Here is a 14530-nt window from a genome sequence, read left to right as displayed (position 1 = left end):
TGTCTACTTAGGCTGAGTCATTAGCCCCTCAGGCCTCGAGGCCAAGGATATCCCGCGCCACGGCCTCGGCAATCCGGATCCCGTCCACCCCCGCCGACAGAATCCCCCCGGCATAACCGGCGCCTTCACCGGCCGGGAACAGGCCCTTGACGTTCAGGCTCTGCAGCGATTCGTTGCGGGTAATGCGCAGTGGCGACGAGGTGCGGGTTTCGATGCCGGTCAGCACGGCGTCGTGCAGCGAGTAACCGCGAATCTGTTTCTCGAACGCTGGCAGGGCCTCGCGGATGGCTTCGATGGCAAAGTCCGGCAGGGCCAGGGCCAAGTCGCCCAGGGATACCCCGGGTTTGTAGGAAGGTTCGACGCTGCCCAGTGCCGTGGACGGCTTGCCGGCAATGAAGTCGCCCACCAACTGCGCCGGGGCTTCGTAGTTACTGCCACCGAGGACGAAGGCGTGAGATTCCAGGCGTTCCTGCAGCTCGATACCCGCCAGAGGGCCACCGGGATAATCGACTTCCGGCGTGATGCCGACGACGATACCGGAGTTGGCGTTGCGCTCGTTGCGCGAATACTGGCTCATGCCGTTGGTCACGACGCGGTTCGGCTCGGACGTCGCGGCTACCACGGTGCCGCCCGGGCACATGCAGAAACTGTACACCGAACGACCATTCTTGGCGTGGTGCACCAGTTTGTAGTCGGCGGCGCCAAGTTTCGGGTGACCGGCGTACTTGCCCAGGCGCGCGCTGTCGATCAGCGACTGCGGGTGTTCGATACGGAAACCCACCGAGAACGGCTTGGCTTCCATGTACACGCCGCGGCTGTGGAGCATGCGGAAGGTGTCCCGGGCGCTGTGGCCCAGGGCAAGGATCACATGTTTGGAATGAATCTGTTCGCCGCTGGCCAGTTCGACGCCGACCAGTTGGCCGTCCTCGATCAGCACATCCGTGACCCGCTGCTGGAAACGTACTTCGCCGCCCAAGGCACGAATCTGCTCGCGCATGGTTTCCACCACGCCTGTCAGGCGGAACGTGCCGATGTGCGGCTTGCTGACATAGAGGATTTCTTCCGGAGCCCCGGCCTTGACGAATTCGTGCAGGACCTTGCGGCCAAGGAATTTGGGATCCTTGATCTGGCTGTAGAGCTTGCCGTCGGAAAACGTCCCGGCGCCGCCTTCACCGAACTGCACGTTGGATTCGGGGTTGAGCACGCTTTTGCGCCACAGGCCCCAGGTGTCCTTGGTACGCTGGCGCACTTCCGGGCCGCGCTCGAGGATGATCGGCTTGAAGCCCATCTGCGCCAGCAACAGGGCGGCGAAGATCCCGCACGGGCCGAAGCCGACCACGATCGGCCGCTCGCTCAGGTCGGCCGGTGCCTGGCCTACCACGTTGTAACTGATATCCGGCGCTTCGTTGACGTTACGGTCATCGGCGAACTTGCGCAGCAGGCTGGCTTCATCGCGCACCGTCAGGTCGATGGTGTAGATGAAGCACAGTTCGGAAGATTTCTTACGTGCGTCGTAGCTGCGCTTGAACAGGGTGAAGTCGAGCAGGTCATCGCTGGCGATGCCCAGGCGCTGCACGATGGCAGGACGCAGGTCTTCTTCGGGGTGGTCGATCGGCAGCTTGAGTTCGGTGATTCGTAACATGGCGGGATCCGGTTCGCGGGGCGCACAACTGCGCCAAGGCGTTTGAAGCGGGCGATTATAAGCCGCAATCGCCGGTTCCCCTATAACGCTGTTCACTTAAAGCGGCTGTGACGCCACGCAATCAGTCGTCGCGCGCGCCGCCGAAGTAGGCGCAACCGCGTTGGACCTGGCCGTTGACCCGCAACTCGGCGCTCATGTGTTGCACGCTGTCGCTGACACTGTCGACACAACGCGCAGGTGTGACCCAGAGTTCGACTTTCTGGCCGTTGGCCTCGGTGCCCAGGTTGAAGCGGCCATCGCCCAATTGCTCCTCGACGTAAGGCACCGCCAGCGGCGGCTGGCCTTCGCGGTCCAGCACCAGGCCCTTGCCACTGGCCTTGAGGGTCCATTCCGGGCTGTGTCCTGCGGCGCGCAGGATCACTCGTTTGAAGTCAATGTCTTCGCAAGCCGTTCCCGAGCGTTCCAGGCGATACAGCTGTTCAACGTCCAACTGACTGTCGGTGCCGGCCGCTGCGCTGGAGACGATGCGACCGCGCACATCGGCAAACAGTTTGCCCTGGTCATCGGCCAGGCTGGCGGCCTGCTGCAGCACGCTGGTGCCGCCGCTGTCGTTGACGATGTAGCGGCGCTGTTCCTGGCATGGCTGGAACACCAGTTTGCCATCAGCTGCGGTGAGCTCACCCTGCATGCGAGTCTGGCCCGCATGGGACGCGCTCTGCCGTGGGGCTTCGAGCAATTGGCAGCCGGTGAAGATGGAGAGGAGGGCGACAAGCAACAGGGAACGGGCGGCACGCATCATTGGGTCTCCAGACAAGTGCCGCCACGTTACTCAGACTGATTCTACAGTACAAGCCATCAGGCAAACCTGGCGGGCCAGCAAGGTCTTCGCGGTTACATTGCGAATCATCCCGATGGCCTGGGCAGGGGGCGGATGCAGTAGGCTTCGCGGGTTCCTGGCCTAGGGGTGGCATATGAAAAAGACACAGCGATTCATGTTCATAACCTTGGGGATGACCGCGGCGTTGCAATGCATGGCGGCTGATATCCATTTTTCGTCCGCTTCGGATTTCACGGAAATCGATTTGAATCTCAAGCGTGCGGATGGCATCGACCTGAGAAACGTGACGTTGAAGGTGGCGCTTGCCCCCGACGCCCAGCGCCGCTTGGCAAGGGTTACTCGAGAGGAAATGAACAAGCCCCTGCGCTTGTACATCAATGGTGTGTTGGTCAGTACCGCGACAATCAAAGGGGTGATTGAAAGTCCCGAGGTCGTGATAGGCGTGCCGCGTGAGGTCGCCTCTTCATTGATACCCACATTGCTCGAGCCTTCGGCGCCCTGATGAAATCAGGCGCGCCTGCGGGCGTCCGTTTCTCAACCCACGTGATAGGTCTGGCCGGTCTGCAGGCCTTCGACACTCTTGGCGTAGGCCAATGCAACATCGACGGCTGGGACCGGCTTGTAGCCCCGGAAGTAAGGTGCGTACTTGTCCATGGCTTCCAGCAATACGTTCGGGCTCACCGAGTTGACCCGCAAGCCCCGTGGCAACTCGATTGCCGCGGCGCGCACGAAACTGTCCAGGGCGCCGTTGACCAGGGCCGCCGAAGCACCGCTCTTGATCGGGTCGTGGCTGAGTACGCCGGTGGTGAAGGTGAAGGAGGCACCGTCGTTGGCGAATTCGCGGCCGATCAGCAGCAGGTTGACCTGGCCCATCAGCTTGTCTTTCAGGCCCAGGGCAAAACTGTCTTTGGTCATGTCAGCCAGGGGCGCAAAGGTGACGTTGCCGGCGGCGCAGACCAGGGCATCAAAACGGCCAGTCTTCTCGAACAGGGCGCGAATCGAGGTGCTGTCGCTGATGTCCACCTGCAATTCACCGCTGTGGCGGCCGATCCGAATGATTTCGTGGCGCGGCGACAGTTCGTTATCGATGGCCGAGCCGATGGTGCCGTTGGCGCCGATCAACAGGATTTTCATGAGCTGTTCCTCAATGGGTTGAATGAGTTTTCAGTCTAGAGAGGTTCTTTCCATGGATAATCATGCTAATAGGCAACCTTTGGTTTTCAATTGGAAACAATCCAATGAGCGAAATGGATGACCTGGCGGCGTTTGCCGTATTGATGGAGGCCGGCAGTTTCACCCTGGCGGCCCAGCAGTTGGGGTGCAGCAAGGGCCAGTTGTCCAAGCGCATCAGCCTGCTGGAGAAGCGGTTTTCGGTGGTGTTGCTGCAACGCACCACGCGGCGCTTGAGCCTGACGGCGGCAGGGGCGGCGTTGCTGCCCCAGGCTCAGGCGTTGCTGGTGCAGGTGGAAAGGGCCCGTCAGGCATTGGCTCGGTTGAAGGACGATATTTCCGGGCCGGTGCGTATGACGGTGCCGGTTTCGTTGGGCGAAACGTTCTTCGAAGGCTTGCTGATGGAGTTTGCTCGTACGTATCCCAACGTGCAGATCGAGCTGGAGCTCAACAACGGTTACCGTGACCTGAGCCGCGATGGCTTCGACCTGGCGATCCGTTCCGACGCCGCCATCGATGAGCGATTGGTGGCCCGGCCACTGCTGGCGTGGCACGAAATGACCTGCGCCAGCCCGGCCTACCTCGAACACTATGGCGAACCCGAGACGCCCCAGGCCCTGGCCGAACACCGTTGCCTGCTCAATAGCCATTACAGCGGGCGGGAAGAATGGCTGTATCACCAGCAACACGAACTGCTGCGGGTCCGGGTGTCAGGGCCGTTCGCCAGTAATCACTACAGCCTGCTGAAAAAAGCCGCCCTGGCCGGTGCCGGAATCGCCCGTCTGCCGTCGTATCTGCTGCATGAAGAGTTGGCTGACGGACGCCTGCATTGGCTGCTGCGCGATTACCAGACCCGGCGCATGCCAATGTACCTGGTGCATCCCTACCAGGGCGGCCTGCCCAAGCGCACCCAGGTGCTGGCCGACTATTTGATCGACTGGTTCAAGCGCAGTGGCGAGGCGTTGGATCGGCTGCAGCGATAGTCCATCCGTTGAACAACCCCTGTGGGTGGCTTGGATGTTTCGACCTGTCCAGATCCCCTGTGGGATCTGTAAGAGGATCTGTGTTCAGCCGTGGGTGTAACGCTTGGCTATCAAGTGATCGATCGACAACATCCCAGGCCCACGGGCCATCAGGTAGAGCAATACCGCCGCCCAGGTACCATGGGTCGGGTAGGCGTCCGGGTAGACGAACAGTTGGATGGTCAAGGTCATGCCCAGCAAGGCCAGCGCTGAAAAGCGCGTCGCCAGGCCAAGCAGGATCAGGATCGGGAACACGTGCTCGGCAGAGGCCGCCAGGTGCGCGGCCAGTTCCGGCGACAGCAGCGGCAGGGCGTATTCGCTCTTGAACAGGGGGATGGTCGAGTCCGCCAGCCGCGGCAGACCGATCTGGAAGGTGCCGTCGACCAGGTCGATGGCCAATCCTTCGATTTTGGTCTGGCCGGATTTCCAAAACACCGCGGCAATCGAGAAGCGTGCGACGAAGGCGATCAGGCTGTGGGGGATTTTCTCCAGCCATTGAATGAAACCGGCAATCAGGGCGTTCATGGGGATACCTGTTCAGCTAGGAGGTAAGTGATAGCGCTGTGACGAATGAGCCCCGCCAGGGTCTGTTCCAGGTCGAGGTCGATTGAGGCTTCAATGGCAGCGGCCAGGGACAGCCCCTGTTGCAGGGCGGTGATGAACCCGTGGGCCGCGTGATTGATCGCGAACACTTGCACCTCGAGGCCGTTGCGCAGCACCAAGGCGTTTTGCGCAGAAAACGCCTCGAACGGCACGGGTGTCTCGTGCTGATGGGCGGCCCAGATCGTCACCACGGCGAAGGGCGAGTGCAGCAGCCGCAGTGACGGGTGCAGACCGATCTTCAGGTGCTTTGTCTGTGTGGCGGACGACAGCACCTCGACGATCCGTTCTGCGGCCATGGGCTCGGCGTCGGCGGCATGCCAGGCCTGCACGTGCAGTCGCTCCAGTCGGGCGACATCCGCCAGGTACGGTACGCAGGCGGCGGGTTCGAAGCGTTCGATGAAGCCGGCGAAATCATCCCCGTAGTCGTTCATCACCGGGCTTCGCGGTGGCGCCGACTGGACGTAGACCCCAGCCATGCCTCGGAAAAATTCCTCGCCCACCAGTTGCGCCACCACCGGGTAATTGTCGGCCAGGGCGTTGATCAATGAGCTGAGCACGTTGTTGCGGTACACCGCGAAACGGCTTTCCGGGGCTGCCCCATTGGCGCTGACCAGGCCGGGCGGACATGCCTTGCGCGGGTCGAGCAGGGCGGCGGCAAAAGCATGCTGGTTGCTCATGGCCGGGCTCCAGTGGCGCTCAACAGTTGATCGGCCTGGCGCGCTTCGGCCAGCAGCACTTCCCATGGGGGGATGTGGTTGTCGCGCTCGATCAAGGTGGCTACCGGCCCGGTCTGCGCCAGAACCTTGAGGTACAGTTGCCAGACTGCGTTGTCGATGGGTGCGCCGTGGTCGTCTATCAACAGGCGCTCGCCAAGGCTGTCGGTGTCTTCGGCAAAACCGGCCAGGTGGATTTCGCCGGTCGCTTGCAGGGGCAGGGCGTCGAGGTAGGCCAGTGGATCGCGGCAGTGGTTGACGCACGAAACGTAGACGTTGTTCACATCCAGCAGCAGGCCGCAGCCGGTGCGACGAATGACTTCGCTCATGAAGTGCGGCTCGTCGAGTGTCGAGGCTTCGAACGCCAGATAGGTCGCCGGATTCTCCAGCAGCAGCGTACGTTTAAGGCTGGATTGCACCTGGTCGACGTGTTCGCAGACGCGGTCGAGGGTCGCTTCGTCGTAGGCCAGGGGGAGCAGGTCATTGAGGAACACCGGGCCGTGACTGGACCAGGCCAGGTGTTCGGAAAAGGATTGGGGCTGATAGCGGTCGATCAATGCAGCCAGGCGCTGCAAATGCGCGATATCCAGCGGCCCCTCCCCACCGATCGACAGGCCGACACCGTGCAGCGACAGCGGGTACTGTTCGCGTATCCGCCCCAGGAAGTGATGAAGCGGCCCGCCGGCCACCATGTAGTTTTCCGCGTGCACTTCGAAAAAGCCCAGGTCCGGTCGGGCCTGGAGTACCTCGCGAAAATGCTCGCTCTTGAGCCCCAGCCCTGCCCTTGGCGGCAGCCGGTTATCAGTGGCAAGGGATGGGGTATTCAACATGGTGGCAGAGGCCTCAGGCAGATGCGATCAGGACTTGGCTTTGAACGCTTCGAGCTGGCCGAAACCAGTCGGGGAGGTTTCGCTTTTGGTGGTGGTGCAAGTGCCTTTGGGGACCGATTTCCAGGCGTTGCCCTGATAGTCCATTTTTGCCGTACCGGCGCAGGTGGTGCCGGCGCCGGCGGCGCAGTCGTTCTTGCCTTTGAGGGCAACGCCGAAGCATTTTTCCATGGTGTCGTCGGCTGCGTGGACGGTCGAGACGGCTGTCATGCTCAGGGCAGAACCCAGGGCCAGGATCAGGGCAGTGGCGGACAGGGTGCGGGTCGAAGCAGTCATGATGATTCTCCAGTCATTCAGGGAAATGAACCGGCGTCAGCGCCGGTCTGCTGAACTAGAGAAGGGAGGTGGGGGAGTGTTACAGCGGCTGTAGAATTTTTTTCGGTTGTCCCCAAAACTGTGGCGAGGGAGCTTGCTCCCGCTCGGTTGCGAAGCGACCGTAAAATCTTGGGGCCGCTGCGCGACCCAGCGGGAGCAAGCTCCCTCGCCACAGGGGATTGCGGCTGGCCCGGGCGAAAAAAAACGGCCCGAAGGCCGTTTTTTTACTGCGACAGGCTCAACCGCCCAGGTACGCCTCACGCACTTTCGGGTCGGTCAGCAGGGCCTCACCGGTGCCTTGCATCACCACGCGACCGTTTTCCAGCACGTACGCCCGGTCGGCGATTTTCAGCGCCTGGTTGGCGTTCTGCTCCACCAGGAACACCGTTACGCCGTCCTTGCGCAGTTGTTCGATGATGTCGAAGATCTGCTGGATGATGATCGGTGCCAGACCCAGGGACGGTTCGTCGAGCAGCAGCAGCTTGGGTTTGCTCATCAGCGCACGACCGATGGCGAGCATTTGCTGTTCACCGCCGGACATGGTGCCGCCGCGCTGGGTGAAGCGTTCTTTCAGGCGTGGGAAAAGGTGCAGGACCTTGTCCATCTGTTCCTGATAGTCGCCCTTGTCGGTGAAGAATCCGCCCATGGCGAGGTTTTCTTCCACGGTCAGCCGGGCAAATACCCGACGACCTTCCGGCACCACCGCGATGCTCTTGCGCATGATGTGCGACGAGTCCTGGCCCACCAGTTCCTCACCCATGTAGCGGATGCTGCCGCTGTGGGCCTGGGGCGAACCGCAGAGCGTCATCAGCAGGGTGGATTTGCCGGCACCGTTGGCACCGATCAGCGTGACGATTTCGCCCTGGCGGACTTCGACGTTGACGCTGTGCAAGGCCTGGATCTTGCCGTAGAAGGTGGAAACGTTTTCGAATTGCAGCATTTACGCTTCCCCCAGGTAGGCTTTGATCACTTCAGGATTGTCGCGGATCTGTTCCGGCGTACCGTCGGCCAGGGGCGTGCCCTGGTTGATCACGACGATGTGGTCGGAAATGCTCATGACCAGCTTCATGTCGTGCTCGATCAGCAGCACGGTGACGTTGTGCTCTTCACGCAGCACGCCGATCAGGGCTTTCAGGTCTTCGGTTTCCTTGGGGTTCAGGCCGGCGGCCGGCTCGTCGAGCATGAGGATCCGCGGACGGGTCATCATGCAGCGGGCGATTTCCAGGCGCCGTTGCTGACCGTAGGCCAGGGTGCCGGCGGGACGGTTGGCAAACTCGGTGAGGTTGACCTTGTCCAGCCAGTACTCGGCGTACTCCATGGCCTCGCGTTCGCTTTTGCGGAACGCCGGGGTCTTGAACAGGCCGGCAAAGAAGTTGGTGTTCAAATGACGATGTTGGGCGATCAGCAGGTTCTCGACCGCCGTCATGTCCTTGAACAGCCGCACGTTCTGGAAGGTGCGTACCACACCCTTGCGGGCGATGTGGTGGCCGGGTAGGCCCTGGATCGGCTCGCCGTCCAGCAGGATGGTGCCGCCGGTGGGCTGGTAGAAGCCGGTCAGGCAGTTGAACACGGTGGTCTTGCCCGCGCCGTTCGGCCCGATCAGGGCAACCACTTGCTTCTCTTTCACGGTCAGGGCCACGCCGTTGACCGCCAGCAAACCGCCGAAGCGCATGCTCAAGTTTTCGACTTTCAGGATCTCGCGGCTCATTTGCGCAGCTCCATGTGGGGGCGTTGCATAGGCAGCAGACCTTGAGGACGCCAGATCATCATCAGCACCATCAGGGCACCGAACATCAACATGCGGTATTCGCTGAATTCACGCATCATTTCAGGCAGCAGGATCATCACGATGGCCGCCAGGATCACGCCCAACTGCGAGCCCATCCCACCCAGCACCACGATGGCGAGGATGATCGCCGACTCGATGAAGGTGAAGGATTCCGGCGTCACCAGGCCCTGGCGGGCGGCGAAGAAACTGCCGGCAAAACCGGCGAACGCAGCGCCGAGGGTAAACGCCGACAGTTTGATCACGGTTGGGTTGAGACCCAGGGCGCGGCAAGCGATTTCGTCTTCACGCAGTGCCTCCCAGGCGCGACCGATCGGCATGCGCAGCAGCCGGTTGATGACGAACAGCGCGGCCAGGGCCAGCAACAGGGCAACCAGGTAGAGGAAAATCACCTTGTTGATCGAGTTGTATTCCAGGCCGAAGTACTCGTGGAAGGTCTGCAGGCCTTCGGCGGCTTTACGTTCGAAGGTCAGGCCGAAGAACGTCGGTTTCTCGATGTTGCTGATGCCGTTCGGGCCACCGGTGATGTCGGTCAGGTTGCGCAGGAACAGACGGATGATCTCGCCAAAACCCAGGGTTACGATGGCCAGGTAGTCACCGCGCAAGCGCAGGACCGGGAACCCCAGCAGGAAACCGAAGGTGGCGGCCATCATCCCGGCGATCGGCAGGCAGATCCAGAAGCTCAGGCCGAAGTAGTGGGACAGCAGCGCATAGCTGTAGGCACCGACGGCGTAGAAGCCGACATAACCCAGGTCCAGCAGGCCGGCCAGGCCTACCACGATGTTCAGGCCAAGGCCGAGCATCACGTAGATCAGGATCAGCGTGGCGATGTCCACCGCACCACGGGAGCCGAAGAACGGCCACACCAGTGCGCCAACGATCAGGGCCAGGACGATCCAGCGCTGGGTGGTCGGCAGGGTCAGGAAGTTGCTGGCCTTGGCCGGGATCACCGGCAGGCCGGGCGACGACTTCCACATGGCGCTGATCTGTGTGCTGAACAGCACCCGCAGGAACATCAGCAGCGAACACACGGCGATGGTCGCCAGGATGGCCGGGCTGGTGCCGTGCACTTCCAGGTTGATACCGACGATGGTCAGTTTAAGACCCAGTACCGGGTAGGCCACGGCCCAGACCAGCAGGGCGCTGAAGAGCGCCGATTTGAGATGCCTAGTCATACTTTCTCAACCTCCGGACGGCCCAGGATGCCGGTCGGCCGGAATAACAGAACCAGAACCAACAAGCCGAATGCCACGACGTCCTTGTACTGGTCGCCGAAGATGTCGGCGCCAAAGGCTTCCGCCACGCCCAGTACCAGCCCGCCGAGCATCGCGCCGGGAATGCTGCCGATGCCGCCCAGTACCGCGGCGGTGAAGGCTTTCAGGCCGACGAGGAAGCCGGCGTTGGGGTTGATCACGCCGTATTGCATGCTCAACAGCACCGCGGCGATGGCCGCCAGGGCCGCACCGATGACGAAGGTCAGGGCGATGATGTTGTTGGTGTTGATGCCCAGCAGGTTGGCCATCTTGATGTCCTCGGCACAGGCGCGGCAGGCGCGGCCCAGGCGGGAACGGGAGATGAACAGCGTCAGGCCGAGCATGGCGACCAGGGTCACCACGAACACCACGATTTGCATGTAGGAAATCAGCACTTCATGTGCCCCACCTGGCCCGATGGCAAAGTTGCCGGGAATCAGGTTGGGTATGGATTTGTCCTTGGAGTCTTGCGAAAGCAGTACCGTGTTCTGCAGGAAGATCGACATGCCGATGGCGGAAATCAACGGGATCAGACGGTTGCTGCCGCGCAGGGGGCGGTAGGCGATCCGTTCGATGCTGTAGCCATAGGAGCTGGTGACGACGATGCTCGCGATGAAAGCCGCGGTCATCAACAGCGGGACACTGTCGAGTCCCATCATGGCCAGCCCGGCGATGGCGATGAACGCCACGTAGGAGCCGATCATGTACACCTCGCCGTGGGCGAAGTTGATCATTCCAATGATGCCGTAGACCATCGTATAGCCGATGGCGATCAGGGCATACGTGCTGCCAACGGTCAGGCCGTTAACCAGCTGCTGGAAGAAGTGATAGATGTCAGGCATTACAGCGCTCCTAAAAACCTGATACGCATTTCACTGGTGGAGTCATTTTCCCGCCCGGCCCCGTGGATCTGCATCCACTTCGAGCACGAGGTTTGCCAGCGAACCGCTGATGACGGTTTTGAGATTTTCAGGTGGGGAGACTGGCGGATCACGCCAGCGCGGCCCAATACATTTAAAACAAAGCCCACGGCACGCCGTGGGCTTTATTGGCAGTCAGTCAGGCCAGGCCTTACTGAGGCGAAGCTTCGGTTTTAGGTTTGCCGAAATGCCACTCGTAAACCACGAACTTGAAGTCTTTCAGGTCGCCGTTCTTGTCGAAGCTCAAGTCACCGGTAGGGGTCTTGAAGGTGCCGGCGTGGATGGCTTCAGCCACTTTGCCCGCGTCTTCACTCTTGGCAGCCTTGATGGCGTCGGCGATCACGGTCACGGCAGAGTAGGACGGGAACACGAACGGACCGCTCGGGTCTTCTTTCTTGGCCTTGAAGGCGTCAGCCAGGGCGATGTTGGCAGGGTCCTGGTCGAAAGATTTCGGCAGGGTTACCAGCAAGCCTTCGGAAGATTCCTTGGCGATCTGCGAGATGGAGTCGTTACCCACGCCTTCCGGACCCATGAACTTGGCTTTCAGGCCTTTTTCCTGGGATTGACGCAGGATCAGGCCCAGTTCCGGGTGGTAGCCGCCGTAGTAGACGAAGTCGACGTTGGCTTGCTTGAGCTTGGCGATCATCGAGGAGAAGTCTTTGTCGCCGGCGTTCACGCCTTCGAAGACGGCCACTTTCACGCCTTTGTCTTCGAGGGTTTTCTTCACGGCGCTGGCGATGCCTTCACCGTACTGCTGCTTGTCGTGCAGGACCGCAACGATCTTCGGCTTGACGTGGTCGGCGATGTAGTTGCCGGCCGCAGGGCCTTGGGCGCTGTCCAGGCCGATGGTGCGGAAGATCATCTTGTAGCCGCGAGCGGTGATGTCCGGGCTGGTAGCGGCCGGGGTGATCATGACCACGCCTTCGTCTTCATAGATGTCCGAAGCCGGCTGGGTGGAGCTGGAGCACAGGTGGCCGACCACGAACTTGATGCCGTCGTTGACGACTTTGTTCGCGACCGCGACCGCTTGTTTTGGATCGCAGGCGTCATCGTACTCAACGGCGACGAGTTGCTTGCCGTTGACGCCACCCTTGGCGTTGATCTGCTCGATGGCCATTTTGGAGCCACTGAATTGCATGTCGCCGTATTGGGCTACAGGGCCGGTTTTTGGGCCGGCGATGCCGATCTTGATGGTGTCGGCGGCGAACGAATGGCTGGCAACCCCGGCCAGAACCATAGCGGCAAACAGTTTGGAAATCTGCTTAGTAGCCTTAGTCATAGTGCTCCACTCATGCTGTTGTAGTTTTTATAGTCCTGGCGCCGTAGCAGCAGAACCGGGTCAGATATCTTGGATACCCTCGCGGAAAATGCCCCCGGCAACTGTACCGGTACAGTGTAGAGCGCCGATTGTTGGCAAGGGAAGCTGGCGCTTGGGGGCAAAACCTGAGGGTGTCGCTTAATTGAAAGAAAAAGACAGAATGGCGGCGGGGTTTGTCCGGTCATATCGGCAATCCTTGGCTTTCCTGCGCTTTTCAATCGGTACTGCAATTGCTACCGGGTTTTTCTGCCAGACCACCGACGTTATCATTCGCGCCGATTTCTTTTCCGGACAGGTCCCATGAATCAAGAACCTAGCACCCTCTATGCCAAGCTGCTTGGTGAAACCGCATCCATCACCTGGAAAGAGCTGGAGCCGTTCTTTGCCAAGGGTGCCCTATTGTGGGTCGATCCGGCACTGGATTTGATCGCCGCCGCCGAGGCCGTCGCCCGGGACGAAGGTACCAAAGTCGCCGCCTGGCTGGCCGCCGACCAGCTCGCCAAGCTGTCTGAAACGCGGGCGCTGGATTTTCTGGAACGCGATCCGCAACTTTGGGCGGTGGTGGTTTCGCCCTGGATTATGATCCAGGAAGGGGCGTCGAACTGATCAGTGCACCAGGTTGGTTCGTGTTCGGGTAGACAATAAAGTGTGTAGGTGAGTAGCGTGATGGCTTCCTGCCGTGGCGAAACGCCACAGGGCAGGGTGACGTATACGTAACGGGAACAGTTCATGGAGCAGCCTTTGGGCTGCTCAATTGTTTCTGGATGTTGTTCAGGTGCAGGATTCAGGACCGCTATCGCGAGCAAGCTCGCTTGTATGGTAGGACTTGAAGGGAGGAGGAGGGACAAAGCTCGATTCTGACTGTTAGCCGCAGTACAGACCGTGGGAGATTTCACCCCTCCTCCTTTCACCCAAGCGCCGATAAAGAATGCATCTGGCCTAGACCGACGATAGGAACAAGCCTGCGCCTCTGGGTGAACCCTTCAAGTGTTCAAACCTTAGCCCGGAGGATTTTCAATGGCAATGCCGGTTTCTGTCGCAAAGCCGATCGTGGGTGTTGATGTCGCCAAAGATGAGTTGGTGATTTATCACGCAGAAACAGATCGACTGGAAGCGATCCCCAACACCAAGGCAGCGATCAAAAAGTGGCTCAAGGAGTTGTCCGCGCCAGTGGATGTCGCCATCGAAGCCACCAATATCTATCATCAGGAATTCGCCGACCTGGCTTATGCGAAAGGCTGTGTGATCTACATGATCGGCGGCTACGAGCTCAGCCATTACCGCAAAGGTGTGAAAGTTCGCGCTAAAACCGATGCGCTGGATGCTCGGTTGTTGGCTCGCTACTTGAACAACGAAGGCCACCAGTTGCACCCGTGGACCCCGCCATCGCCCTTGTATTGCCGGCTTATAAGCCTCTTCCGACGTCGGGCAGCCTTGGTCCAGGCGCGTGTCAGCCTCAAGCAAAGTTGGTCCAACGAACCGTTGCTCAAAAGGGCCTTTGAGAACCAGATAAAAGCCATGCAACGACTGGAGATCTTGCTCGAGAAAACAATCCAGACGCAGTTGGAAGCCGCTGGCTTGGGCGCTCAGCTCAAGCGTTGCATGAAAGTCGAAGGCATTGGCCTGTTGAACGGTGCCCGTTTGCTCACGTCGTTTCAGCGTGGGGATTTCAGAAATGCCGATGCCTTCATCGCTTTTCTGGGCCTAGACCTGCGTATATCGGACTCAGGGAAAAAGAAGGGACGCCGCTGCCTGTCTAAGCGAGGTGACCCAGAGGCCCGTCGATTGATGCATAACGCCGCGATGTCGGCAAGGCGCACAGCGGCATGGAAGGGTTTTTATGAGGCACTAAGGGCCCGGGGACTCAGCACAACCGAAGCATTAGTGGCACTGGCCCGCAAGCTTGCCCGAGTGGTATTCGCCCTGCTGAAGAACCAGAGCGAATACTTACCGAAAGGCATTTAGGGGGTAGTCCTGCACCATAGAATCTCCCACAGTGGGTCGGTGTACACAAAACCCTGTGGGAGCGAGCTTGCTCGCGATTGGAGGCAACACGGTGCTGG

General features: G+C 60.5%; 17 protein-coding genes. 5 read left to right on the top strand and 12 right to left on the bottom strand.

Features of this window, described 5'->3' with window-relative positions; all coding sequences use genetic code 11:
- Window positions 1-28: 28 nt before the first annotated feature.
- On the bottom strand, window positions 29-1642 hold the full coding sequence (locus TK06_RS14705) for an NAD(P)/FAD-dependent oxidoreductase (protein ID WP_063322671.1): 1614 nt from the start codon (window positions 1640-1642) through the stop codon (window positions 29-31).
- Window positions 1643-1763: 121 nt separating this feature from the next.
- Window positions 1764-2438 carry a COG3650 family protein gene (locus TK06_RS14700; RefSeq protein WP_063325154.1) on the bottom strand — a complete coding sequence of 225 codons (675 nt, stop codon included), beginning with the start codon at window positions 2436-2438 and terminating at the stop codon, window positions 1764-1766.
- A gap of 175 nt (window positions 2439-2613) precedes the next feature.
- Here TK06_RS14700 and TK06_RS14695 point away from each other — a divergent pair, with 175 nt between their 5' ends.
- Window positions 2614-2982, top strand: coding sequence for a hypothetical protein (locus TK06_RS14695; protein ID WP_063322670.1), 369 nt, complete (start codon window positions 2614-2616; stop codon window positions 2980-2982).
- Between the two features lie 32 nt (window positions 2983-3014).
- Here the strand turns inward: TK06_RS14695 and TK06_RS14690 are convergent, their stop codons facing one another.
- The gene (locus TK06_RS14690) at window positions 3015-3614 is read right to left on the bottom strand and encodes a short chain dehydrogenase (protein ID WP_063322669.1); all 600 of its coding nucleotides are present in this window, start codon (window positions 3612-3614) and stop codon (window positions 3015-3017) included.
- Between the two features lie 104 nt (window positions 3615-3718).
- Between TK06_RS14690 and TK06_RS14685 the strand changes: the two genes are divergently transcribed.
- Window positions 3719-4633 (top strand): LysR family transcriptional regulator, encoded by a 915-nt coding sequence (locus tag TK06_RS14685; protein ID WP_063322668.1) that lies wholly within the window; start codon window positions 3719-3721, stop codon window positions 4631-4633.
- An 84-nt stretch (window positions 4634-4717) separates the two neighbouring features.
- Here TK06_RS14685 and TK06_RS14680 read toward each other — a convergent pair whose 3' ends face one another.
- The 9 genes from TK06_RS14680 to TK06_RS14640 form a co-directional block, all read right to left on the bottom strand.
- Window positions 4718-5197: a DoxX family protein gene (locus TK06_RS14680; protein WP_063322667.1), complete on the bottom strand. Its 480-nt coding sequence runs from the start codon at window positions 5195-5197 to the stop codon at window positions 4718-4720.
- Window positions 5194-5952 carry a DNA-binding domain-containing protein gene (locus tag TK06_RS14675; RefSeq protein ID WP_063322666.1) on the bottom strand — a complete coding sequence of 253 codons (759 nt, stop codon included), beginning with the start codon at window positions 5950-5952 and terminating at the stop codon, window positions 5194-5196. Before TK06_RS14675 ends, TK06_RS14680 begins: the two co-directional genes overlap by 4 nt.
- Window positions 5949-6818, bottom strand: a complete 870-nt coding sequence (bufB, locus tag TK06_RS14670; protein ID WP_063322665.1) for an MNIO family bufferin maturase — start codon at window positions 6816-6818, stop codon at window positions 5949-5951. The genes TK06_RS14675 and bufB overlap by 4 nt, the downstream gene beginning before the upstream one ends.
- Before the next feature lie 27 nt (window positions 6819-6845).
- The gene (locus tag TK06_RS14665; protein ID WP_063322664.1) at window positions 6846-7151 is read right to left on the bottom strand and encodes a BufA1 family periplasmic bufferin-type metallophore; all 306 of its coding nucleotides are present in this window, start codon (window positions 7149-7151) and stop codon (window positions 6846-6848) included.
- A gap of 277 nt (window positions 7152-7428) precedes the next feature.
- The gene (locus TK06_RS14660) at window positions 7429-8130 is read right to left on the bottom strand and encodes an ABC transporter ATP-binding protein (RefSeq protein ID WP_063322663.1); all 702 of its coding nucleotides are present in this window, start codon (window positions 8128-8130) and stop codon (window positions 7429-7431) included.
- The gene (gene livG, locus TK06_RS14655; protein WP_063322662.1) at window positions 8131-8898 is read right to left on the bottom strand and encodes a high-affinity branched-chain amino acid ABC transporter ATP-binding protein LivG; all 768 of its coding nucleotides are present in this window, start codon (window positions 8896-8898) and stop codon (window positions 8131-8133) included.
- The gene (locus TK06_RS14650) at window positions 8895-10151 is read right to left on the bottom strand and encodes a high-affinity branched-chain amino acid ABC transporter permease LivM (RefSeq protein ID WP_063322661.1); all 1257 of its coding nucleotides are present in this window, start codon (window positions 10149-10151) and stop codon (window positions 8895-8897) included. Before TK06_RS14650 ends, livG begins: the two co-directional genes overlap by 4 nt.
- Window positions 10148-11071 (bottom strand): high-affinity branched-chain amino acid ABC transporter permease LivH, encoded by a 924-nt coding sequence (gene livH, locus TK06_RS14645; protein ID WP_014336891.1) that lies wholly within the window; start codon window positions 11069-11071, stop codon window positions 10148-10150. Before livH ends, TK06_RS14650 begins: the two co-directional genes overlap by 4 nt.
- Window positions 11072-11300: 229 nt before the next feature.
- On the bottom strand, window positions 11301-12428 hold the full coding sequence (locus tag TK06_RS14640; RefSeq protein ID WP_063322660.1) for a branched-chain amino acid ABC transporter substrate-binding protein: 1128 nt from the start codon (window positions 12426-12428) through the stop codon (window positions 11301-11303).
- A 181-nt stretch (window positions 12429-12609) separates the two neighbouring features.
- Here TK06_RS14640 and TK06_RS32625 point away from each other — a divergent pair, with 181 nt between their 5' ends.
- The 3 genes from TK06_RS32625 (at window position 12610) to TK06_RS14630 (ending at window position 14432) form a co-directional block, all read left to right on the top strand.
- Window positions 12610-12771 carry a hypothetical protein gene (locus TK06_RS32625; RefSeq protein ID WP_158265818.1) on the top strand — a complete coding sequence of 54 codons (162 nt, stop codon included), beginning with the start codon at window positions 12610-12612 and terminating at the stop codon, window positions 12769-12771.
- On the top strand, window positions 12768-13073 hold the full coding sequence (locus TK06_RS14635; protein WP_063322659.1) for a DUF2288 domain-containing protein: 306 nt from the start codon (window positions 12768-12770) through the stop codon (window positions 13071-13073). The genes TK06_RS32625 and TK06_RS14635 overlap by 4 nt, the downstream gene beginning before the upstream one ends.
- 411 nt (window positions 13074-13484) lie before the next feature.
- On the top strand, window positions 13485-14432 hold the full coding sequence (locus TK06_RS14630; RefSeq protein WP_063320545.1) for an IS110 family transposase: 948 nt from the start codon (window positions 13485-13487) through the stop codon (window positions 14430-14432).
- The last annotated feature ends 98 nt before the right edge of the window (window positions 14433-14530 follow it).

The sequence above is a fragment of the Pseudomonas fluorescens genome (genome assembly GCF_001623525.1).
GTDB lineage: Bacteria > Pseudomonadota > Gammaproteobacteria > Pseudomonadales > Pseudomonadaceae > Aquipseudomonas > Aquipseudomonas fluorescens_Q.
Note: the sequence above shows the minus strand (reverse complement) of the source record. Positions and strands in the feature narration are given on the sequence as shown.